At 72.4% G+C, this 22,281-nt stretch carries 20 protein-coding genes; 4 read left to right on the top strand and 16 right to left on the bottom strand.

Annotated elements, in window-relative coordinates; translation table 11 throughout:
- Positions 1-36: 36 nt before the first annotated feature.
- Entirely contained in the window at positions 37-405 is a 369-nt protein-coding gene (locus tag ACFRAL_RS16200) for a LysM peptidoglycan-binding domain-containing protein (protein WP_378884856.1), read from the bottom strand.
- A gap of 258 nt (positions 406-663) precedes the next feature.
- Here ACFRAL_RS16200 and lexA point away from each other — a divergent pair, with 258 nt between their 5' ends.
- Entirely contained in the window at positions 664-1,344 is a 681-nt protein-coding gene (gene lexA, locus ACFRAL_RS16195) for a transcriptional repressor LexA (protein WP_336399019.1), read from the top strand.
- 69 nt (positions 1,345-1,413) lie between these two features.
- The gene (locus ACFRAL_RS16190; RefSeq protein WP_378884853.1) at positions 1,414-2,946 is read left to right on the top strand and encodes a hypothetical protein; all 1,533 of its coding nucleotides are present in this window, start codon (positions 1,414-1,416) and stop codon (positions 2,944-2,946) included.
- On the opposite strand, the gene metE is transcribed toward ACFRAL_RS16190, so the two are convergent.
- Together metE and ACFRAL_RS16180 are read right to left on the bottom strand one after the other, a co-directional pair.
- A complete protein-coding gene (metE, locus tag ACFRAL_RS16185; RefSeq protein ID WP_378884851.1) occupies positions 2,943-5,273 on the bottom strand; it encodes a 5-methyltetrahydropteroyltriglutamate--homocysteine S-methyltransferase in 2,331 nt (776 codons plus the stop codon). The two genes, ACFRAL_RS16190 and metE, sit on opposite strands and share 4 nt — an antisense overlap.
- Before the next feature lie 94 nt (positions 5,274-5,367).
- Positions 5,368-6,330, bottom strand: coding sequence for a methylenetetrahydrofolate reductase (locus tag ACFRAL_RS16180; protein ID WP_378884848.1), 963 nt, complete (start codon positions 6,328-6,330; stop codon positions 5,368-5,370).
- Positions 6,331-6,599: 269 nt separating this feature from the next.
- On the opposite strand from ACFRAL_RS16180, the gene ACFRAL_RS16175 reads away from it, so the two are divergent.
- Positions 6,600-8,540 (top strand): S9 family peptidase, encoded by a 1,941-nt coding sequence (locus tag ACFRAL_RS16175; RefSeq protein ID WP_378884845.1) that lies wholly within the window; start codon positions 6,600-6,602, stop codon positions 8,538-8,540.
- Positions 8,541-8,608: 68 nt separating this feature from the next.
- On the opposite strand, the gene hflX is transcribed toward ACFRAL_RS16175, so the two are convergent.
- Positions 8,609-10,126 carry a GTPase HflX gene (hflX, locus tag ACFRAL_RS16170; RefSeq protein ID WP_378884842.1) on the bottom strand — a complete coding sequence of 506 codons (1,518 nt, stop codon included), beginning with the start codon at positions 10,124-10,126 and terminating at the stop codon, positions 8,609-8,611.
- A gap of 157 nt (positions 10,127-10,283) precedes the next feature.
- On the opposite strand from hflX, the gene ACFRAL_RS16165 reads away from it, so the two are divergent.
- The gene (locus ACFRAL_RS16165; protein ID WP_336399025.1) at positions 10,284-10,931 is read left to right on the top strand and encodes a methyltransferase; all 648 of its coding nucleotides are present in this window, start codon (positions 10,284-10,286) and stop codon (positions 10,929-10,931) included.
- Between the two features lie 58 nt (positions 10,932-10,989).
- Here ACFRAL_RS16165 and dapF read toward each other — a convergent pair whose 3' ends face one another.
- The 12 genes from dapF to ACFRAL_RS16105 all read right to left on the bottom strand — a co-directional run bounded on the left by dapF (position 10,990) and on the right by ACFRAL_RS16105 (position 22,251).
- A complete protein-coding gene (gene dapF / locus ACFRAL_RS16160; RefSeq protein WP_336399026.1) occupies positions 10,990-11,877 on the bottom strand; it encodes a diaminopimelate epimerase in 888 nt (295 codons plus the stop codon).
- Positions 11,878-11,916: 39 nt separating this feature from the next.
- A complete protein-coding gene (locus ACFRAL_RS16155) occupies positions 11,917-12,339 on the bottom strand; it encodes a GNAT family acetyltransferase (protein WP_336399027.1) in 423 nt (140 codons plus the stop codon).
- Positions 12,336-13,238: a tRNA (adenosine(37)-N6)-dimethylallyltransferase MiaA gene (gene miaA / locus ACFRAL_RS16150; protein WP_378884923.1), complete on the bottom strand. Its 903-nt coding sequence runs from the start codon at positions 13,236-13,238 to the stop codon at positions 12,336-12,338. The genes ACFRAL_RS16155 and miaA overlap by 4 nt, the downstream gene beginning before the upstream one ends.
- Positions 13,239-13,325: 87 nt before the next feature.
- Entirely contained in the window at positions 13,326-14,876 is a 1,551-nt protein-coding gene (gene miaB / locus ACFRAL_RS16145) for a tRNA (N6-isopentenyl adenosine(37)-C2)-methylthiotransferase MiaB (RefSeq protein ID WP_378884838.1), read from the bottom strand.
- 63 nt (positions 14,877-14,939) lie between these two features.
- Complete coding sequence (locus tag ACFRAL_RS16140) at positions 14,940-15,770, bottom strand: regulatory protein RecX (protein ID WP_336399029.1); 831 nt, start codon at positions 15,768-15,770, stop codon at positions 14,940-14,942.
- Positions 15,770-16,825, bottom strand: a complete 1,056-nt coding sequence (gene recA, locus ACFRAL_RS16135) for a recombinase RecA (protein ID WP_336399030.1) — start codon at positions 16,823-16,825, stop codon at positions 15,770-15,772. The genes ACFRAL_RS16140 and recA overlap by 1 nt, the downstream gene beginning before the upstream one ends.
- A gap of 266 nt (positions 16,826-17,091) precedes the next feature.
- Positions 17,092-17,313 carry a DUF3046 domain-containing protein gene (locus ACFRAL_RS16130; RefSeq protein WP_336399031.1) on the bottom strand — a complete coding sequence of 74 codons (222 nt, stop codon included), beginning with the start codon at positions 17,311-17,313 and terminating at the stop codon, positions 17,092-17,094.
- Between the two features lie 41 nt (positions 17,314-17,354).
- Positions 17,355-17,663 (bottom strand): helix-turn-helix domain-containing protein, encoded by a 309-nt coding sequence (locus tag ACFRAL_RS16125; protein WP_109211855.1) that lies wholly within the window; start codon positions 17,661-17,663, stop codon positions 17,355-17,357.
- 162 nt (positions 17,664-17,825) lie between these two features.
- Entirely contained in the window at positions 17,826-18,329 is a 504-nt protein-coding gene (locus ACFRAL_RS16120; protein ID WP_378884834.1) for a CinA family protein, read from the bottom strand.
- Positions 18,326-18,898 carry a CDP-diacylglycerol--glycerol-3-phosphate 3-phosphatidyltransferase gene (pgsA, locus tag ACFRAL_RS16115; RefSeq protein ID WP_336399033.1) on the bottom strand — a complete coding sequence of 191 codons (573 nt, stop codon included), beginning with the start codon at positions 18,896-18,898 and terminating at the stop codon, positions 18,326-18,328. Before pgsA ends, ACFRAL_RS16120 begins: the two co-directional genes overlap by 4 nt.
- Before the next feature lie 50 nt (positions 18,899-18,948).
- Positions 18,949-21,675: a DNA translocase FtsK gene (locus ACFRAL_RS16110; protein ID WP_378884831.1), complete on the bottom strand. Its 2,727-nt coding sequence runs from the start codon at positions 21,673-21,675 to the stop codon at positions 18,949-18,951.
- 81 nt (positions 21,676-21,756) lie between these two features.
- The gene (locus ACFRAL_RS16105) at positions 21,757-22,251 is read right to left on the bottom strand and encodes a GNAT family N-acetyltransferase (protein WP_336399035.1); all 495 of its coding nucleotides are present in this window, start codon (positions 22,249-22,251) and stop codon (positions 21,757-21,759) included.
- Positions 22,252-22,281: the final 30 nt, after the last annotated feature.

Here is a 22,281-nt window from a genome sequence, read left to right as displayed (position 1 = left end):
CCTCGGATGACGTCGGCGGCGCGGTTCGGCCGGGCCCTACTCCGCCGAGCCGTACTCCGCCGGGATCGCCAGGCTCTGCCCGGCCTGGACGGTGACGCCGTCGAGTGCGTTCAGGCGGACGATGGCGTCGACCACGTCGCGGGGGTCGTGCCCGGGCGCGACGTCCTCCGCGATCGTCCACAGCGAGTCGCCGTGCGAGACGGTGACGGTGCTGAACGACCCCGCCGGCGCACCGGCGTCGCGGGTGGCGAGAGCCGCCCCGCCGCCGATGACCGCGGCGCTGAGCGCGATCACCGCGGGCATCGCCGCCAGCGTGGCCAGGACGCGGCGGCCCCGCACCGTGAGTCGCAGACGCGTCGCGCGCGCCGGCGAGGGAACGGACGTCGTGTAAGCGATCGCGGTCATGGTGTCTCCTCGTGATGGGGAGAGATTCGCATTCCCCGCTCGGCCGGGAGCGGGGAGTGCGAACCTCTCTTCCGAAGCTATCTTCGACTCTCGACGGTGTCAAGACTCGGCCCGAGTGCCGAATGATCGAACGCGACACGCGGACGGGTTGTTCCCCGTACCCCCGGTATGCGGATACGGTTTCGATACGAGAACCCCACCACGGGCCTCCGACATTCGAAGAAGCAGCGCTCGCGGGCGCAGGACGGGAGCCGGAAGATGAGCGACGCGGCCGGGCGCGACAAGCCCCAGACTCGTCGGCGCAAGAGCCTCAGCGACAAGCAGCTCGCGATCCTCGAGGTGATCCAGCGCTCCATCGCGCGCCACGGGTACCCGCCGAGCATGCGCGAGATCGGCGACGCCGTCGGCCTGAAGTCGCTGTCGAGCGTGACCCACCAGCTCAACCAGCTCGAGCTCAGCGGCTACCTCCGCCGCGACGCCGGCAAGACGCGGGCGATGGAGGTGCTCATCGACCTCCCCGGGTCGGCGACCGAGAGCCCGGCCGACGCCGCGCCCTCGCTGGGCGACGCCGCCCTGGTGCCCCTCGTCGGGCGGATCGCCGCCGGCGTGCCCATCACCGCCGAGCAGCAGGTGGAGGAGATCTTCCCGCTGCCCCGCCAGCTCGTCGGCAAGGGGGACCTCTTCATGCTCAAGGTCTCGGGCGAGTCGATGATCGACGCCGCGATCTGCGACGGGGACTGGGTCGTCGTGCGCGCGCAGGCCACCGCCGACAACGGCGAGATCGTCGCGGCGATGCTCGACGGCGAGGCCACGGTCAAGACCTTCCGGCAGCGCGACGGCCACACATGGCTGCTCCCCCGCAACTCCGCGTTCGAGCCGATCCTGGGCGACGAGGCGACGGTGCTCGGCAAGGTCGTGGCGGTGCTGCGCGCGGTCTGAGCGGCTTTCACCCGAAACGCGTGACGAAGGTCCTGGCGGGGCAGCGGCGCGGCGCGCTATAAGGGGGGGATGACCGACACGACCGGCATCGCCGACGCCGCCGACCTCCGCGCGCGCCTCGAGGCGCTCGAGGCGGAGAACGCCCGACTCCGCGGTGATTCCGCGCAGGGCGCCAGGACGTCGACCGAGCCGCCCGGCAGCCGCTGGCGCGCCTTCTTCTCGGCGCTGTGCATCGTCATCGCCACGATCCTGGTGCCGGTGTCGATCGTCGCCGCGTGGGCACGCGTCGAGCTGGTCGACGAGACGCGCTTCGTCGAGACGTTCGCACCGCTGGCCGACGACCCGCAGGTTCAGGCGCTCATCGTGCAGGAGGTCACCGCGGCGATCGACGAGTCGCTGAACCTCGAGGCGGTCGTGAACGATCTCTTCGACGGCATCCAGCAGCTCGATCTGCCGCCGCGCGCCCTCGCCGCCCTCGATCTGCTGCGCTCCCCCGCCGCGCAGGGGGTGCAGAACCTCGTCGACACGACCGTCACGCGCCTCGTGCAGTCGGAGGCCTTCGCCGACGTGTGGGAGACGGCTCTGCGAGCCAGTCACCGCTCGCTGCAGGCCGTCGCGGCGGGAGGTACGGCCGGCGGCGCCGTGGTGATCACCGGCGAGGGGGAGATCGGCATCCAGCTGGGCCCGATCATCGCGGAGGTCAAGGACCGCCTCGTCGACCGCGGCATCGGGATCGCCGAGCAGATCCCCGAGATCGACAGGACGATCGTGGTGGCCCAGAGCGACGCCCTCACGGTCGTCGGCACGGTCTACAACCTCGCGGTGGCCGCGGGGTGGTGGACGCCGCTGCTGGCCCTCGTCCTCTTCGTCGCGGGGATCGCCATCGCCCGGCGGCGCTCCACGGCGGTCCTGGGAACAGGCGTCGGCATCGCGGTCGGCGCGGCCGCGCTCGCGATCGCCCTGGGCGCCGGCGGCGCCGTGCTCGCGCTGAGCGGACCGAACCTCGGCGTGCCGGCCGGCGCGCTCGCCTCGATGTACGAGCAGATCACCGGCGCCATGCGCGACACCGCGGTGGTGCTGACGCTCCTCGGCCTGGTGATCGCGGTGATCGCCTGGATGTCGGGGCGCTGGCGCGGCGCACAGGCGGCACGCCACGGGGTGGCGTCGATGAACGCCGGGATCCGGATCGCCGCGCTCCGGCGGGGCGTGGACACCGGCCGCGTCGGCTCGTGGCTCTTCGCACAGCGCGTGCTCGTCCGGGTGGTCCTCGGCGTCCTCGCGGTGCTGTGGCTGATGCTCCTGCGGCCGTTGTCGGTCGGAGAGGTCTTCCTGGTCCTGATCGTCTGGCTCCTGGTGTGGTGGGTCACCGAACTGCTGCAGCGCCGGCCGGAGGACGCCGAGGCGGCGGCCGCGGCCGACGTGGTCGCGGTGCCCCCCGCCGACGGCGCGGGGCCGGCGGGCGTCACCGACGGCGACACCCTCGTCCTCGACTCCGAGGCGGACACCCTCGTGATCGACGCGGATGCCGACACCGTGGTGGTGGAGACGCCGGATGCCGCGACCGGCGGGGCCGCGGCATCCGGGACCAAGAAGCGCCGCTAGGCCGGAACGCGCGTCCGCGCCGCCCGCGTCGCCTCGACGAGGTTCCGCAGCGACGTCACCGTCTCGCCGTACCCCCGCGTCTTGAGGCCGCAGTCCGGGTTCACCCACACGCGGCGCAGCGGGAGCTCGGCGACCGCGCGGTCGAGGAGCTCCGAGATCTCGTCGACGGACGGCACGCGCGGCGAGTGGATGTCGTACACGCCCGGCCCGATGCCGGCCGCGAAGCCCGACGACGCGATGTCGCCGATCACCTCGCCGCGGCTGCGGGCGGCCTCGATGGAGGTGACGTCGGCGTCCAGTGCCGCGATCGCATCGATCACGACGTCGAACTCCGAGTAGCACAGGTGCGTGTGCACCTGCGTCGCGGGTGCCGCGCCGGCTGTGGCGAGGCGGAAGGACGCCACCGACCACGCGAGGTACGCCGGCTGGTCGGCCACCGCCAGCGGGAGCAGCTCTCGCAGCGCCGGCTCGTCGACCTGGATCACCCGGATGCCCGCGTCCTCGAGGTCCGCGATCTCGTCGCGCAGCGCGAGGGCGACCTGGTTCGCGGTCTCGGAGAGCGGCTGGTCGTCGCGGACGAACGACCAGGCGAGGATCGTCACCGGCCCGGTCAGCATGCCCTTCATCGGCTTGTCGGTGAGCGACTGGGCGAACGTCGACCACGCCACCGTGATCGGCGCCGGACGCGACACGTCACCCCACAGGATCGACGGCCGGGTCGCGCGCGAGCCGTAGGACTGCACCCAGCCGTTCTCGGTGACGGCGAATCCGTCGAGGTGCTCGGCGAAGTACTGCACCATGTCGTTGCGCTCGGCTTCGCCGTGGACGAGGACGTCCAGCCCGAGATCCTCCTGCAGGGTCACGACGCGCGCGATCTCGTCGCGGAGGAACCGCTCGTACTCCGCGGCGCCCAGCTCGCCGCGGCCGTGCCGCGCACGCGCACGCCGGATCTCGTCCGTCTGCGGGAACGAGCCGATCGTCGTCGTGGGCAGCAGCGGCAGGGCCAGCTGCGCGTCCTGGGCCTCGACGCGCGTGCCGTACGCGCCGCGGTCGAAGTCGGCATCGACCAGGCCGGCCGTGCGCGCCCGCACGGCACCGTCGCGCACGCCGGGCGATGATCGCCGGGCGGCGAGGGCGACGGATGCCTCCATCAGCGCGTCCTCGATCGCCGCGCGTCCCTCCGCCAGACCGGTCGCGAGCGTCACGACCTGCCCCACCTTCTGGTCGGCGAACGCGAGCCACGACGCCAGACGCGGATCGAGCGCGGACTCGTCGTCGACGTCGTGCGGCACGTGCTGCAGAGAGGTCGACGTGGCGGCGGCGACAGAACCGGCGCCGAGCGCCGCGAGGTCCGACAGACGGCCCCACGCCGCCTCCAGGTCGCCGCGCCACACGTTGCGGCCGTCGACCACGCCGCCCACGAGCGTCTTGCCGGCGAGGCCGCCCACCGCGGCCGGGACGCCACCGCGCGTGAGGTCGACCGCGATCGCCTCGATCGGCGCCGCGCCCAGCGCCGCCCACGCCGCATCGGACAACTGCGCGTACGGGGCGGCGACGAGGAGCGACGGGCGGCCTGTGGCGGCGCCGAGCACCTCGTACGCCCTGGCGGCGGCATCCGCCAGCTGCGCCGTGGTCGCCGGAAGGCTCTCGCTCACGAGGGCGGGCTCGTCCAGCTGGACCCACTCCGCGCCCGCTGCCCGCAGTCCCTCGAGCAGCTCGACGTATACCGGCAGCAGGTCGTCCAGGCGGCTGAGCGGGTCGAAGCCGGCGGGCGCGGCATCCGTCGCCTTCGAAAGGGCGAGCAGCGTGACGGGACCGACCAGCACCGGCCGGACGGTGAAGCCGTCGGCCCTGGCCTCCGCCACCTGGCGGGCGAAGCGGTCGCACGACATCGCGAACGCGGTCTCGGGGCCGATCTCGGGGACGAGGTAGTGGTAGTTGGTGTCGAACCACTTCGTCATCTCGAGCGGCGCATCGTCGCCCGCGCCGCGGGCGGCCGCGAAATAGGCGTCGAGGCCGATCCGGCCGTCGTCACCGCGCCGCGCGCCGAAGCGCTCGGGCAGCGCGCCGACCGCGACGGCGGCGTCGTGCACCTGGTCGTAGAACGAGAACGACTCCGGGATCGACGAGTCGTCGCGGCCGAGGCCGAGGGCGGCCAGACGCTCGCGCGTCGCGCGGCGCAGCTCGGCCGCGGCGCGCTCGAGCGTCTGGACGTCCGTGGCTCCGGACCAGTGCGCCTCCACGGCGCGCTTCAGCTCGCGGCGGCGGCCGATGCGCGGGTAGCCGAGGATGGTGCCTCTCGGAAACTGCGGGCGAGGGTCGGACATGTGCGTCTCTCTTTCCTTCTGGGTGTGCGGCAGGGGGTTTCCGGGGTCGCCGAAGACACCGTCGGGCTCTCCGACGGAGCGCGGCGCCCGCGTGTCAGTGGACGGGATCGGGCAGCCGTGACGCCGACGGGAGCGCCCCGGCCTCGCCCAGGACCTCGAGGACCGTGTCGTGGTTGTTGAACGCGTAGAGGTGGATGCCGGGGGCCCCGCCCTCGACGACCTCACGGGCCAGCTGCGCGGCGTGGGCGACGCCCACCGCACGCTGCCCCTCGGCGGTCGGCTCGACGTCGAGCGCGACGGCCAGCTCGGCGGGCAGCTGCTCCCCCGTGAGCTCGAGCACGCGCCGCAGCCGCGCGGGCGAGGTGATGGGCATGATCCCCGGCAGGATCGGGATCGTGACGCCGGCGTCGCGCGCGCGCTGCACGAACCCGAGATAGTCCTCGGCGTGGAAGAAGAGCTGCGTGATGGCCAGGGTGGCACCGGCCGCCTGCTTGGCGAGGAGCGCGTCGATGTCGCTCGATGCGTGGCGGGCCCGCGGGTGCCCGTTCGGGAAGGCGGCGACCGCGATGTCGACCCGCGGTCTCTCCGCGACGCGGACGGCGCCCGGCACGCCGGGGACGGGCGCCTCGGTGTACGGGGCCCGCTCGGCCTGCACGCAGTCGATCAGCTGCACGAGCTGTGCGGCGGATTCCAGGTCGCCGAGGAACGCGTCGTCCTCGGACGATCCGGCGGGCGGGTCGCCCCGGAGGGCGAGGAAGCTCGTGATGCCGGCATCGAGGAACTCGCGGATGAGCGAGGTCGCGCCGGCGTAGCCGTTGCCGACGCAGGTCAGGTGCGCGAGCGGCTCGACGTGCGTCTCGCGGAGGATGTGGGTCAGCAGCTCGAGGGAGCGGCCGCCGGTGGAGCCGCCGGCGCCGTACGTCACCGAGATGAACCGGGGGTCGACGGCGGCGAGGTGGCGGATCGTCTCGTGCAGTGCGGCGAAGCCCGCGTCGGAGCGCGGCGGATACACCTCGAACGAGATCGGCACGCCAGGTGTGCTCAGATCGATCGGCATGGGTCTGCTTCTCAGGTCGGGGACAGGGCTGGGCCGAACGGAAAGCCCGGGCGGCCGCGGCACCACGCTCACCGCCGCAGCGGAAGGGGTGTCATCGCGGGCGGGTGCCGGGCTCGGCTGTCGCTCCTGCCCGGTACCCCGTGGTTCGGGGCGTCCGTGAGGACGACCGGGCGACGATGCGTCCACGGTAGCGGAGGCGGGCGGCGTGCACCGTCCTGTGACCTACTGTTTCGGTCGAGCGGTGGCGGCCTTCGTCGTACCGTGGTGTCGTGACAACCACCCGCGCACTCCCCTACGGCAGCTGGCCCTCTCCGATCTCCGCCGCGGCGGTGTCCGCCGCATCGCCGCGCATCGAGGGGGCGCGGTTCGTCGGCGGCGGCAGTGCGCCCCAGGTGTGGTGGGGCGAGTCGGTCCCGGAGGAAGCCGGCCGGTCGGCGGTGCGGCGGCGCACCTCGTCCGGGTCGGTCGAGGACGTCCTCCCCGCGCCGTGGAGCGCCCGGTCGCGCGTGCACGAGTACGGCGGCGGCTCGTGGACCGCCGACGACCAGGGCGTGCTCTACTTCGTCGAGAAGGCCGACCAGCGCGTCCGCCGTCTGCGGCCGGGGTCCGAGCCGCAGCCGCTCACCCCCGACGCGGGCGACGTGCGCTACGGCGGCCTGAGCCTGCAGCGCGGACGCCTGCTCGCGGTGCGCGAGGCGCACCGCGAAGGCCGCCCGCCGCTGCGCGACATCGTCGAGATCCCGCTGGACGGATCGGGTGCGAGGGATGCCGCCCGCATCGTGTCGCTCGCGAGCGACAGCGACTTCGTGGCCCACCCCGCCCTCTCGCCCGATGGGCGGCACCTGGCGTGGATCGCGTGGGACCATCCGCACATGGCGTGGGACCGCGCCGAGCTGCGCATCGGCCGGATCGAGGACGGCGCCGTGGCGGAGTGGACGACCGTCGCCGGCGGCGACTCCTCGCCGCTGCAGCCGGTGTGGACCGCCGACGACGCCCTCCTGTTCGCCGACGACCCGTCGGGCCGCTGGAACGTGTGGCGGATGCGCCTGACCGCTGACCTCCCGCACGAGCCGGTCGCCGAGGCCGACGCCGATACCGGCGGCCCGCTGTGGGTGCTCGGCACCCGCTGGTTCGCGGCGCTGGAGGACGGCCGCATCGTCGCCGTCCGCACGAACGGGGCGGATGCACTCGTGCTGATCGGCACGGACGGCGCTGCGCACGACCTTCCATCCGACGCCGTCACCCGCCTGTCGATCGAGGACGTCCGCGGCACACGCCTCCTGCTGTCGGGCGCCGGCTCGCGCGGAGCGGGACTGTGGGAGCTCGACGTCGACAGTCTCGACGCCCGGCGGCTGATCGTCGGAGGGGAATCACCCTGGGGTGACGAGTGGATGCCGCGCTCCCGCGCCGTCACCTTCCCCGGGCCGCACGGCCCGGTGCACGCGTTCGACTACCCGCCCCGCAATCCCGAGGCCCGCGGTCCGCAGGACGAGCGGCCGCCCTACGTCGTCTTCGTGCACGGCGGGCCGACCGACCATGTCGGCGGCGCGGCATCCGGGAAGATCGCGTACCTCACCAGCCGCGGAATCGGCGTGCTGGACGTGAACTACGGCGGCTCCACCGGCTATGGCCGCGCGTACCGCGAGCGCCTGCTCGGACAGTGGGGCGTCGTGGACGTCGACGATGTGGTCGCCGCCGCGCGAGGTCACGCCGCGGCCGGCGCGGCCGACCCGGAGCGGCTGGCGATCGCCGGCGGCTCGGCCGGCGGGTGGACGGTGCTCTGCGCGCTGACGGGCTCCGACGTCTTCGGCGCCGGCATCAGCCGCTACGGGGTGGCCGACCTCCGGCGCCTCGCGGAGGACACGCACGACTTCGAGGCGAGCTACCTCGACGGCATGGTGGGGCCGCTCCCCGACGCGGAGCACCTGTACGTCCAGCGATCGCCGCTGACGCACCTCGACCGGCTGCGGACGCCGCTGCTCATCGAGCAGGGCCTTGAGGACCGTGTGGTCCCTCCGTCGCAGTCGGAGGCGGTGCGCGACGCGCTCGCCGCCAACGGCGTCGCGCACGCGTACCTCGCGTTCGAGGGCGAGGGTCACGGGTTCCGCGGCGCCGAGACGCTGGTGCGCACCCTCGAGGCCGAGGTGGCGTTCCTCGGGCAGGTGTTCGGGTTCGAGACTCCCGGCATCCCGCCCCTCCCCCTCGACTGAGACGCGCGACGGCCCCGCACCGGACAGGGTGCGGGGCCGTCGGCGGCGTCTCGGGCGGAGGTTGCGTCTCAGACCGAGAACGGGGCGAGGCGGGCGGCGAGATGCTCGCCGACGCGGGCGTGCACGGCCGTGCCGCCCTCCTCGTGCGCCTGCGACAGGATCATCCCCTGCTCGTGGATCGCCGACACCAGGTCGCCCCGGTCGTACGGCACGAGCGCGTGCACCTCGACGGCCGGGAGCGGCAGCGCCGCTTCGATCGCGGCGCGCAGCTCGTCGACTCCCTCCCCCGTGCGGGAGGAGGCGAAGAGCGCCTGGGGCTCGAGTCCGCGCAGCACGAGGCGCGTGTCGGCGTCCACGAGATCGGCCTTGTTGAACACGACGATCTCGGGGATGTCGCGCGCACCGACGTCGCCGATCACATCGCGCACCGTCGCCAGCTGTGCGGCGGGGTCGGGGTGCGACCCGTCGACCACGTGCAGGATGACATCGGCCTGGCCGACCTCTTCCAGCGTCGAGCGGAACGCCTCGACGAGCTGGTGCGGGAGGTTCCGGACGAAGCCGACCGTGTCGGTGAGCGTGTAGACCCGGCCGTCGGCCGCCTCGGAACGGCGCACGGTGGCGTCCAGGGTCGCGAACAGGGCGTTCTCGACGAGGACGCCGGCGCTGGTCAGCCGGTTCAGCAGGCTCGACTTGCCGGCGTTGGTGTAGCCGGCGATGGCGACCGACGGCACGGTGTGCCGCTTGCGCTCGGCGCGCTTGGCGTCGCGTGCGGGCGCGAAGTCGCGGATCTGCCGGCGAAGCTGCGCCATGCGGGTGCGGATGCGCCGGCGATCGAGCTCGATCTTCGTCTCACCGGGGCCGCGCGAGCCCATGCCCGCCCCGCCCGCGCCGACCTGCCCACCGGCCTGACGGCTCATCGAATCACCCCAGCCGCGCAGTCGCGGCAGGAGGTACTCGAGCTGGGCGAGCTCGACCTGGGCCTTGCCCTCGCGGCTCTTCGCGTGCTGGCTGAAGATGTCGAGGATCACGGTCGTGCGGTCGATGACCTTGACCTTGACGACGTCCTCGAGCGCACGCCGCTGGCTGGGTGCGAGCTCGGTGTCGGCGATCACCGTGTCGGCGCCGACGGCCGCCACGATGTCGCGCAGCTCCTCGGCCTTGCCCCGGCCGACGTACGTCGCGGGGTCGGGGTGGGGGCGTCGCTGGAGCACGCCGTCGAGGACGACGGCGCCCGCGGTCTCGGCGAGGGCCGCCAGCTCGCGCAGCGAGTTCTCCGCGTCCTCCGTCTCACCCTGCGGGTGGACGCCCACCAGCACGACGTTCTCGAGCCGCAGCTGCCGGTACTCGACCTCGGTGACGTCCTCGAGCTCGGTCGACAGGCCGGGGACGCGCCGCAGCGCCGCGCGCTCCTCACGGTCCCACTGCTCGCCGTCGCTGTCGCCCAGCCCGATGGTGGCCTCGTCCTGGAGCGCCTGCGCGGCTCCGAAGACGTGCACCCCCGAGCGCGCCTCGGCGCGCGCCAGCACGCGATCCACCGGGTCGACCGGCGTCTCGTCGGTGCTCTGGGGGGTTGTCGTATCCGTCATGTGTTCCTTCGTTGTGGATGGGATGCCGTTTTCCGACGCTCATCGGCCGGTTCGCGGCATCCGTGAATTCTAGTCCTCCGAGGTGGGCCTGGACAGGGAATGGCGGTCGTCCGATGCGCTCCCAGCTCGGGCAGCACCTCCGCTAGGCTCGTCACCCATGGGGAGCGACCACTACTTCAGTGCGACGCCCGCCAGCCCCGAGAATCTGCGCCGTGTCCGCGTCCGGCTCGCCGGACGCGACCTGGAGGTCACGACGGCCGGAGGCGTCTTCAGCCCCGACCACGTGGACTCCGGCACCGCGGTGCTGCTGTCGAACACGCCCCCGCCGCCCGCGGGCGGGCACTTCCTCGACCTCGGCTGCGGGTGGGGCCCGATCGCGCTCAGCCTCGCCATGGACTCCCCTCGTGCGACGGTGTGGGCCGTCGACGTGAACGAGCGGGCACTGGATCTGGTGCGCCGCAACGCGGCCGATCTCGGCCTCGAGAACGTCAACGCCGTCCTGCCCGACGATGTTCCCGATGACGTGATGTTCCGCACGATCCGGTCGAACCCGCCGATCCGCGTCGGCAAGCACGAGCTGCACGGTCTGCTCGAGCGATGGATCCCGCGGCTGGACGAGAGAGCGGATGCCTGGCTCGTCGTGCAGCGCAACCTCGGCTCGGACTCGCTCCAGCGGTGGCTCGCCGCGACGCTCGACCGGAGGTTCAGCGTGCATCGCGCGGCGACGGCGCGCGGGTTCCGCGTCCTGAAGATCCGCCGGCACGGGTCTCCCCCGAGCGAGCCCATCCGGATCCCGGAGCTCTGACAACGCGCCAGGGCTGTCCCCCCGCGTCCCACCGCGTCCCGCCGTCGGCGGAGGCAGTTCAGGCGAGCGTGACCTCGCCGGAGTAGACGAGGGTCGCCGGCCCGGACAGCAGCACATGGCGCTCGCCGTCGACCTCCGGCATCCGCACCCCCAGCGTCCCGCCGGGGACGTCGACGATCCAGCGATCGGGCGCAGCCGGCCCCGCCCAGTGACGCACCGCGAGCGCCGCGGCCGCGACGCCGGTGCCGCAGCTGAGGGTCTCGCCGACGCCGCGCTCGAAGACCCGCATCCGGATGGAGCCGACGCCCTCCCGCACGAGCGGATCGCTCGGCACGACGAACTCGACGTTGGCCCCGTGCGGCGGCTCGGGCTGCAGGAGGGGCTGTGCGGCCAGGTCGAGGCCTTCCAGCTCCGTCTCGTCGGGCAGCGCGACGACCACGTGGGGGTTGCCGACGTCGATCCCGATGCCCGGGCGCGGCGCGCCGCCCCCGCGCGTGCGGACGAGCACCTCGGCGTCTTCCACGCGCCACGGGCCCAGATCCACCTCGTAGCCGCGTTCGCCGAGCGTGCCGTCGCTGCGAGTGACCGTCTTGACACCCGCCCGCGTGCCCACCGCGAGCGGTGCGTCCTCCACGTCGGCCCAGCCCACGTCCACGAGGTAGCGCACGAACACGCGCACCCCGTTGCCGCACATCTCCGCTTTGGAGCCGTCCGCGTTGCGGTAGTCCATGAACCACTCGGCGCCGGAGGCGGCTGCCTGGGCGCCCTCGGCGATCGCGTTCGCGCGCACGACCCGAAGGATGCCGTCGCCGCCGATGCCGAACCGGCGGTCGCACAGCACGGCGACCTGGTCGTCGGTGAGATCGAGCGCGCCGTCGGGGTCGGGGACGATCACGAAGTCGTTGCCGGTGCCGTGGCCCTTGGTGAACGCGATCGTCTGCGGCATCGTCCCAGTCTAGGGTCGCGACGATGCGCGACCGCCGCCTCAGTCGGCGATGAGGCGCTTGCCCGTCGCCCAGATCTCGAACGGCTCGTAGTCGAGGGAGTCGTAGAACCCGCGCGCCACGCCGTTCTCGGGCCGCACCATGAGCTGCACCTTCGGGCACCCCATCGCCAGCAGCCGATCCTCGGCCTCGCCGACCAGTCGCCTGCCGATCCCCTCGCCGCGACGCTCGGGCGCGCTCGCGAGGTAGTACAGCCACCCGCGGTGGCCGTCGTAGCCGGCCATCACCGACCCCACCACAGCGCGCTCGTCGACAGCGACCAGGAACAGCTCCGGCTGCACCGAGAGCTTGCGGCTGATGTCCTGGTACGGGTTGTTCCAGGGCCTCGTCAGCCCGGTGGCCTGCCAGAGCGACACGACGTCCTCCGTGTCGGCGACGTCGAAGGGGCGGATGGCGATCGTCATGGCATCGAGTCTGCCAGGGACGAGGCATCCGTCGACGGTTCGGCCCAGAGGACGCCGTCGTAGCGCTTGAACCACGACACCTGCCGGCGGGCGTACCGCCGGGTGAGCGCCTGCGTCTCGGCGATCGCCTCCGCCTGGGTCATCTCGCCCGCCAGCTGGGCGAGGGCCTGCGCGTAGCCGATGGCGCGCCGGGCGGTGACTCCTCGATCGAGTCCCTGCGTGCGCAGCCGCGCCACCTCGTCGACGATGCCGTCGCGCCACATCGCCTCGACGCGCAGGTCCAGTCGCCGCACGAGCTCGTCGCGGGGCACCGCGACGCCGACGATCCGCGTTCGGTCGTGCCACAGCGTGGGCGCCTCGGGAAGCGCGGCCCCGTGGGTGCGCTCGCCGAGCTCGAGCACTTCGAGCGCGCGCACGATGCGGCGTCCGTTGCGGGGGTCGATCCGCTCGGCGGTCGCCGGGTCGAGCGTGCGCAGGCGGGCGAACAGGGCGCCCGGTCCGTGGGCGTCGAGCTCCGACTCCAGTCGTGCGCGGACGTCGGTGTCGCGCGGCGGGAACCGGAAGTCGAACAGCACGCTCGACACGTACAGCCCCGACCCGCCGACGAGCACGGCGTCCGCGCCCCGCCGGTGGATGTCGGCGATCACCTCGCGCGCCGCCTCCTGGTACCACGCCACCGCCGCTTCCTGGGTGACCTCCAGCACGTCGAAGAGATGATGACGGATGCCGCGCCGCTGCGTCTCAGGCAGCTTGGCGGTCCCGATGTCCATGCCCCGGTACAGCTGCATCGCGTCGGCGTTGACGATCTCGGCGGGGCGGCCGCGCTCCGCGAGCGCGTCGGCCAGGTCGAGCGAGAGCGCGGTCTTACCGGTCCCGGTCGCGCCGACGACGGCCCACAGGCGCGGCGCCGCGGCCGGGCGCGGCGTCGCGGCCGGGCGCGGCGCGGCAGTCGGGCGCTCCCCCGCCTCGGAGGTCACCACGTCGTGTCAGACGCCGATGCGCAGCGTCGGCAGGCCGAGGGACACCGCCCGCGGTGCTCCGGCGTCGCCCGCCGGTGCCGGGATGCCGCACGACTCGGCCTGCGCGCGGTCCCACGCATCGCCGGACCGCGTGCGGCGGATGCGCAGCGGCGCGCCGTCCGGCGCGTCGGCGAGGAGGTGGAACGGCGCCGCGTGCGTCACGACGACCGACACGACGTCGCCGGGGCGGGCCGTCTCAGACCCGGCCGGCACCTCGAAGTGCACGAGGCGGTTGTCTTCGGCGCGTCCGGTCAGGCGGTGGGTCTCGGCGTCCTTCTTGCCCTCGCCGGTCGAGACGAGCACCTGGACCTCGCGGCCGACCTGCTTCTGGTTCTCTTCGAGCGAGATCCGCTCCTGCAGCGCGATGAGGCGCTCGTAGCGCTGCTGCACGACCTCCTTGGGCACCTGGTCGGGCATGGTCGCCGCCGGCGTGCCCTCGCGGATGGAGTACTGGAAGGTGAACGCGCTGGCGAACCGGGCCTGCTCGACGACGCGCATCGTGTCTTCGAAGTCTTCGTCGGTCTCGCCGGGGAAGCCGACGATGATGTCGGTGGAGATCGCGGCGTCGGGCATCTTGGCACGGACGCGGTCGAGGATGCCGAGGAACCGTTCGCTGCGGTAGGACCTGCGCATCGCCTTGAGGATGCGGTCGCTGCCGGACTGCAGCGGCATGTGCAGCTGCGGCATCACGGCAGCGGTCTCTGCCATCGCGTCGATGACGTCGTCGGTGAAGGCCGCCGGGTGCGGGCTCGTGAAGCGGATCCGCTCGAGGCCCGGGATCTCGCCGGCGGCGCGCAGGAGCTTGCCGAATGCCTGGCGGTCACCGAACTCGACGCCGTACGAGTTGACGTTCTGCCCCAGGAGGGTGACCTCCATGGCGCCGTCGTCGACGAGCAGGCGGATCTCGTTCAGGATGTCGCCGGGCCGGCGGTCCTTCTCCTTGCCGCGCAGGCTGGGCACGATGCAGAACGTGCAGGTGTTGTTGCAGCCGACCGAGATCGACACCCAGCCGCTGTAGACGCTGTCGCGCTTGGTCGGGAGGGTCGACGGGAAGATCTCGAGCGCCTCGAGGATCTCGAGCTCGGCCTCGCCGTTGTGGCGGGCGCGCTCGAGCAGGCTGGGGAGCGAGCCCATGTTGTGCGTGCCGAACACGACGTCGACCCACGGCGCCTTCTGCTGGACGACGTCCTTGTCCATCTGCGCGAGGCAGCCGCCGACGGCGATCTGCATGCCCTCGTGCTTGTCCTTGCGGGACTTGAGGTGGCCGAGCGTGCCGTACAGCTTGCCGGCGGCGTTGTCGCGCACCGCGCACGTGTTGATCACGACGACGTCGGCGTCCTCGCCCGCCTCGGCGCGGACGTAGCCCGCGCTCTCGAGGGAGCCGGAGAGGCGCTCGGAGTCGTGCACGTTCATCTGGCAGCCGAAGGTGCGCACCTCGTAGGTGCGGGCGCGGCCGTCGACGTCGTGCGCAGCCGCGGACGGCGCGATGAGAGTCGGGGTTGCGGAGGGCGAAGACATGATCACGCCATTCTACGAGCCGTGCCGGTGAGCGGACGGCGGGGCGCGGACGGTTCGGCGTCGTCAGCGCTCCTCGAACCGGACCCGCCCGGAGGACTGCGTCGTCTCGTCGAGCGCCGTCCGCGCGGCGCCCAGCGCGACCGAGCCGCCGTAGCCGCGGCGAGCCAGCTGTCCGGCCAGACGGCGGAGTGCGACGTCGCGATCCAGACCGCGCATCGACCCCGCCTTGCTTCGCGCGAACACCAGGGCCCGCTCCGCGTCGTCGTCGGGGAGCTCGGCGAGGGCGGCGTCCACCACGTCGCGTGGCACGCCGCGCTTGACGAGGCTCTGCGCGATGACCTGCCGGCCCTGGCCTTTGCGGTCGACGCCGGCGTGCACGATCTGCTCCGCGAGCCTCGCGTCGTCGAGGTAGCCGCGCGCGATGAAGGCGTCGATGATGCCATCGGCGGCGTCGGCGTCGACATCGAGCCGGACGAGGTGGGTCCTCGCCTCAGAGACGGAGAGCTGCCGCGACCGGAGCTTCTTCACCAGGCCCTGCTCGGCGGCCTCGGCGGCGGCAGCAGCGTCGGCGGCACCGGCGGAGTCAGCAGTCCGCGCACCGGCGGGGTCAGCAGTCCGCGCACCGGCGGGGTCAGCGGTCGACGCACCGGCGGGGTCAGCGGTCGGCGCACCGGCATCGGCGGGGGCGCCGCCACGATCGCCCACGGTCGCGCCCTCCTCGGCGGGGCGTGACGGCGTGCGCGCCCCGGGCAGGCGGTCCAGCGTCTGCTGCACCTGCGCCGCGGTCTTGGGATAGGAGCCGGGAGCCCGGTCGCCGAAGAGCGGGATCACGGGGGCGAGTCCGTCGTCGGTCCCGACGTCGGACTCGTCCCCGCTGTCGACGAAGCGGACCATCACGCCGGGCGGCGCGCCGCCAGCTCGTCGCCGACCGAGCCCTCAGCGCCACCCTTGGGCACGCCGATGCCGAGCTTCGTCTTGATCTTCGACTCGATCTCGGCGGCGACGTCCTCGTTCTTGATGAGGAAGTTGCGGGCGTTCTCCTTGCCCTGCCCCAGCTGCTCGCCGTCGTAGGTGTACCAGGCACCCGACTTCTTGACGATGCCGTGCTCCACCCCGAAATCGATGAGGCTGCCCTCGCGGGAGATGCCGACGCCGTAGAGGATGTCGAACTCGGCCTGCTTGAACGGCGGCGCCATCTTGTTCTTGACGACCTTGACGCGCGTGCGGTTGCCCACCGCCTCGGTGCCGTCCTTGAGCGTCTCGATGCGACGGATGTCGAGGCGCACCGATGCGTAGAACTTCAGCGCCTTGCCACCGGCGGTCGTTTCGGGCGAGCCGAAGAACACGCCGATCTTCTCGCGCAGCTGGTTGATGAAGATCATCGTGGTGTTGGTCTGGTTGAGCCCGCCGGTGAGCTTGCGGAGCGCCTGCGACATGAGTCGCGCCTGCAGGCCGACGTGCGAGTCGCCCATCTCGCCCTCGATCTCGGCCTTGGGCACGAGGGCTGCGACCGAGTCGATGACGACGAGGTCGATGGCCCCCGAGCGCACCAGCATGTCGGCGATCTCGAGCGCCTGCTCGCCGGTGTCGGGCTGCGACACGAGCAGCTGGTCGATGTCGACGCCCAGCTTCTGCGCGTAGTCGGGGTCGAGCGCGTGCTCCGCATCGACGAACGCGGCGATTCCGCCGGCGCGCTGCACGTTGGCGATGGCATGCAGGGTCAGCGTCGTCTTACCCGACGACTCCGGTCCGTAGATCTCGATGATGCGGCCGCGCGGAAGCCCGCCGATGCCGAGGGCGACGTCCAGGGCGATCGAGCCGGTGGGCACGACCTCGACGGGCGCGCGCTCGTCGCTGCCGAGGCGCATCACCGAGCCCTTCCCGAACTGCCGGTCGATCTGGGCGAGGGCCGATTCCAGGGCCTTCTCGCGGTCAACGGGTGATGGCATGACGTGCTCCTCTATGCTCGCGTTCCGTCGCCTGTAGGCTGTCGCGCTCCGACCCGGCGGGACGGATGCTGCGACAAGGCGTGAGGTGTCGTTCGACGGTGTTCACGTTAGGGAGGGGCTCCGACATCGGCCCTCGCTCCTCCCGGATCCGTGCAAAACACGTTCTCGACACCCGCTGTGCAGGAGCCTACGCCGGTATCGAACGAAGATTCGAGCAGACACGCCGCGGCGGACGGCGATGGACGATGCCGCGCGGTCGCGGCAGGTCAGCGGCGCGGCTCGAGGCGTCCGACGCCGTACCGCCGCTCGGCGGGCACGTCCAGCTCCTCGCACAGCGCGAGCCAGACCTCGCGGGGATCGACCCCGGCGGCGATGGCATCCGTGGCCGTGCGGCCGCCGACGCCCGACAGGACCAGGTCGGTCACCACCGCGTTCGCCCGGGCGCCGAACTCGTCCGAGACGGCGCGATGGAACTCACTCCGGCGCATGCGTGCTCGCTGGTTTCGACACTTCGTACGGGAGGCGCGGATCAGCGCAGCGACAGCTCCGCGTCGACCGACGCGACCAGGTCGTCGGGCACGACATCGGGGAAGGTCTGCAGTCCCTCGAGCACCGAGATGCGGTCGCCGACCTCGCGCATGATCGTCGAGATGGGGACGTCGAGCGCCTCGGCCACCGACGCGAGGATCTCGCTCGAGGCCTCCTTCTGGCCGCGCTCCACCTCGCTGAGGTAGCCCAGCGCGACGCTCGCGCGACTCGCGACCTGACGGAGGGTGCGCCCCTTCTGCTGGCGGAAATCACGAAGCACTTCGCCGATCTCTTGACGTACCAGGATCATTTTGGCCCCCTCCTCACTTCGGATTCCGCGTTGTCCGGGTGGACAACAGTACAGCACCAGCTGATGCCAATTTAGACCCGTGCGCTGAGCATCGGGTGGGAATCACCGAATGTAACCGAGACGAAACACGGTCTGTTCCCGAGTCGACGATCGCGGGGCGCGTCACAGCAGCGTGAGCGCCAGCTCGAGCGCCCCGATCACCGCCCGGGAGCGGATCTCGTCCCGCGTGCCCGACAGCGTCAGCGACGTGACGACGGTCGTCTCGGGCGTGGACACCGCGACGAAGACGGTGCCGACAGGCTGACCGTCCTGCGGATCCGGCCCGGCGACCCCCGTGGTGGCCAGGCCGACGTCCGCGCGGAGCACATGCCGCACGCCTTGCGCCATCTGCTCCGCGACCGCGGGGTCGACGGCGCCACGGGCGGCCAGCAGGTCCGCCTCGACGCCGAGCGCGCTCGTCTTCAGATCCGTGGAGTACGCCACGATGCCCCCACGCAGATGCGCGGAGGCGCCGGGGACGTCCACGAGGGCCGCGGTCAGACGCCCGCCGGTGAGCGACTCCGCCGCGGCGACAGACCACCCGCGCGCATCCAGCGCGCGCAGCACGGCGACAGCCGGGTCGGGAGCAGACGGCGCCGTTTCGCCGTCGGGCGTCGAGCCGCTCACTTCCTCCCCCGCTTCGCGCGGGCGGCGCGCGCCTCGCTGACGACGTAGTCGATGCCGCTGGCGATTGTGAGGATCACCGCGATCGCCATCGTGACGCCGTTGACCCAGTAGATCCACTCGCCGACGAGCGTCCACAGGGGCAGGAGCGCCAGCGACAGCGCGACGCCCTGCGCCAGCGTCTTGAGCTTGCCCATCCACGCCGCCGCCAGGACGTGGTCGCTGACCACCGCGAAGCGGTACACGGTGATCCCGACCTCGCGGACGAGGACGACGATCGTGATCCACCAGGGAAGCTCCCCGAGGATCGACAGCCCGATGAAGGCGAAGCCCGTCAGCACCTTGTCCGCGATCGGATCCAGCAGCTTGCCGAGGTCGGTGACGATGTCGTTCGCCCGCGCGAGATAGCCGTCGATCCCGTCGGTCGCGATCGCCACGATGAACAGCACCGCCGCCCACCAGCGCAGCGCACCGTCGGCGCCGCCGTCGGCGAGCAGCATCCACAGGAACACCGGCGCACAGAGGATGCGCACGATCGTGATCGCGTTGGGGAGCTGCCGCGGGATCGCCATGGCCCGAGCCTATCGGCGCACGCACCCGCCCCGTGACGGGGCTGAAGGCTTCAGTCGCGTCCGGTGAGGCCCCAGGCGTCCTCGGGGCCCTCGTCGCCGTCGACGACCGGGTAGCCGTCGTACTGCGCGCCGACGGCATCCGAGCCGTAGGGGTCCTCGGCGACCGGGGGTGCCGCGGGGGCCTCGTCGGGCACGTCCTGGCCGCGCAGACGGGCCAGAACGGTCGGCAGCTGCTCGACGGTCACCAGCACGTCACGGGCCTTGGAGCCCTCGGAGGGGCCGACGATCTCGCGGGACTCGAGGAGGTCCATGAGACGGCCGGCCTTCGCGAAGCCGACCCGCAGCTTGCGCTGCAGCATCGACGTCGACCCGAACTGGCTCGAGACCACGAGTTCGGCGGCGGCGAGGAGCAGCTCGAGGTCGTCGCCGATGTCGGCGTCGATCTCCTTCTTCTCGGCGGCGGCCTGCACATCGGAGCGGTACTCGGGGCGCGCCTGCGCCGTGACGTGCTTGACGACGGCCTCGATCTCGCTCTCGCTGACCCACGCGCCCTGCACCCGCAGGGCCTTGGAGGCCCCCATCGGCAGGAACAGCCCGTCGCCCTGGCCGATCAGGCGGTCGGCGCCGGGCTGGTCGAGGATGACGCGCGAATCGGTGACGCTCGTGACCGCGAACGCCAAACGCGACGGCACGTTGGCCTTGATGAGTCCGGTCACGACGTCGACCGAGGGCCGCTGCGTCGCCAGGACGAGGTGGATGCCGCTCGCCCGGGCGAGCTGCGTGATGCGCACGATCGAGTCCTCGACGTCGCGCGGGGCGACCATCATGAGGTCGGCGAGCTCGTCGACCACCACGAGGAGGTACGGGTAGGGCTTCAGGACGCGCTCGCTGCCGGGCGGGAGCGTGATCTCGCCCGCGACGACGGCCTTGTTGAAGTCGTCGATGTGCCGGAAGCCGAAGGACGCGAGGTCGTCGTACCTCATGTCCATCTCCTTCACGACCCACTGCAGCGCCTCGGCCGCCTTCTTCGGGTTCGTGATGATCGGCGTGATGAGGTGCGGCACGCCGGCGTAGGAGGTGAGCTCCACGCGCTTGGGGTCGATGAGCACCATCCGCACGTCGGCGGGCTTGGCGCGCATGAGCAGGCTCGTGATCATCGAGTTGACGAAGCTCGACTTGCCCGAGCCGGTGGAGCCGGCCACCAGCAGGTGCGGCATCTTGGCCAGGTTCGCCACGACGTAGCCGCCGCCGACGTCCTTGCCGACGCCGATCGTCATCGGATGCGTCTGATTCGTCGCCGCCGTCGAGCGGAGCACGTCGCCGAGGGTCACGATCTCGCGGTCGGTGTTGGGGATCTCGACCCCGATGGCGCTCTTGCCGGGGATGGGCGCGAGGATGCGCACCTCGTTCGAGGCCACGGCGTAGGCGATGTTGTTCGTCAGGGCGGTGATGCGCTCGACCTTGACGCCCGGGCCGAGCTCGATCTCGTACTGGGTGACGGTCGGGCCGCGCGAGAATCCCGTCACGCGCGCGTCCAGCCCGAACTGGTCGAGCACGCTCGTGATGGCGCGCACCGTGTCGTCGTTCGCCTGCGACCGGGCGACGTGCGGCGATCCGGCCGCGAGCGAGTTGACCGACGGCAGGCGGTACGGCGCCGAGGGCGAGTCGACCGCGGTGGACGACCCGATGCCGTCCAGGCCGGGCAGGGTGCCGTCGTCCTCGATCATCTCGGCGTCGTCGCGCAGCGACGTGCGCGATGAGGTGGCAGCCTTGGCCGCCGACAGCACCGCCGGGTCGATGACCTCCGTGAGGTCGTCGGTGACGGCCGCCGGGGGCGGGGTCACCGTCGGTGCGATCGCCTGCTCGAAGCCGCCCTGCGACGACCCCGGAGGCAGGAGCTCGGTGAGGGCGTCCGAGCCGAGCCCGTCCTCGGGGTCGGTCTCGCGACCCGTCTTGTTGCGGCGCCACCACGGGAGGGAGGGGTCGCCGTCGTCGTCGGAGTCGTCGCCGGCGGCATCCGTCGTCTTGTCTTCTCGGGGCTCGGCGCCGAACATCCACAGGTACAGCTCGCCGAGCCGCCGACCGATGCGGTTGGGCGGCGTCTTGGTGATGATCAGCACGCTCAGCACCGCCAGGAGGGACAGCACGATGTAGGCGCCGACGTCGGTGAGCACCAGCGCGAGCGGCTCGCCCACCATCCAGCCGAAGAGCCCGCCCGCCTCGCTCAGCGCGGGAAGCCCCTCGTTCGGCTGCGGGCGGCCGCCGGCGACGTGGCAGAAGCCGGCGATCGTGAGGATCAGCAGGCCGAAGCCGATGCCGACGCGCCCGTTGTCGTGCACGGATGACGGATGCCGGAACATCCAGCCCGCGAGCAGCAGCAGGAGCACCGGCAGCACGAAGGCCTCACGGCCGATGAGGCCGCCGACGGTGTAGGCGCTGATGGTCTTCGCGACCTCGCTGCCGATGAAGAACCACTCGTTCACGGCGCCGGCGATCGCCAGCAGCACGAGCAGGAACGGGAAGCCGTCGCGGCGCTGCTCCTTCTCGAGCGACTCCGGGCCGAACGCCCGGAACAGTCCGCCGGTCCCGTGCGCGAGCCCCATCCAGGCGCGCACGATCACCGGCGGCCGGTCCGCGTCCCCGACGTAGCGCTTGGGCGCCGGCGCGGGCTTGGCCGCGGCGGGCTTGCGCGGCGTCGACGGCGCACCGGATCGCGCGTTCGCGGACGCGCTCGAAGACGCACGCGACCCCTTGGTCGGGCTTGTGCTCCTGGCCATCCCTCCACGGTAGGCGGGGACTCCGACAAATCGGGGCAACCACGCCGCCCGGGCCCACGAGTCGCGACGACGGCGGACGTCTCAGCGCAGGCGCTTCACCATGGTGTCGCGGCCCGTCCCCCGCTGTGTCACCGCGAACCCCTCGCTGCGGTACAGCGTCGAGGCGAAGTTGTCGCGCTCGACGCTGAGGCTGATGCGCGCGAACCCCTCGGAGCGTGCGTGCTCGCACAGCCGCTGCAGCAGGGCCCGGCCGACGCCGTGGGCGCGCCAGATCGGCTTCACGCCGATGATCAGCTCGGGGACGCCCGTGCCGACGTATGCGAACCCGGGATCGCTGCGCGGAAGCATCCGGTACCAGGCGGCGCCGATCGGCTCTCCCGTCGCGGCCTCGGCGACGAAGCCCGCGTCGCCAGGCCGCATCCAGCCGGCGACGTACCGCCCGTGCTCCTCCCCGCCGATCACCTCGTGCCGCGGCCGTGCGCCGCCCTGCCGCCAGTTCGCCGCCTCGACGACCATGTCGCCGAGGAACGAGCCGTCCGCCGGCACAGCGGGACGGATCCGGAACGAGGTACCCACGAGGCCGATGGTACGGCCATCCGTGTTACG

Origin of the sequence: Microbacterium sp. NPDC056736 (assembly GCF_042790415.1) — a bacterium.
Classification (GTDB): Bacteria; Actinomycetota; Actinomycetes; order Actinomycetales; family Microbacteriaceae; genus Microbacterium.
This window is presented reverse-complemented; position numbering and strand designations above follow the sequence as displayed.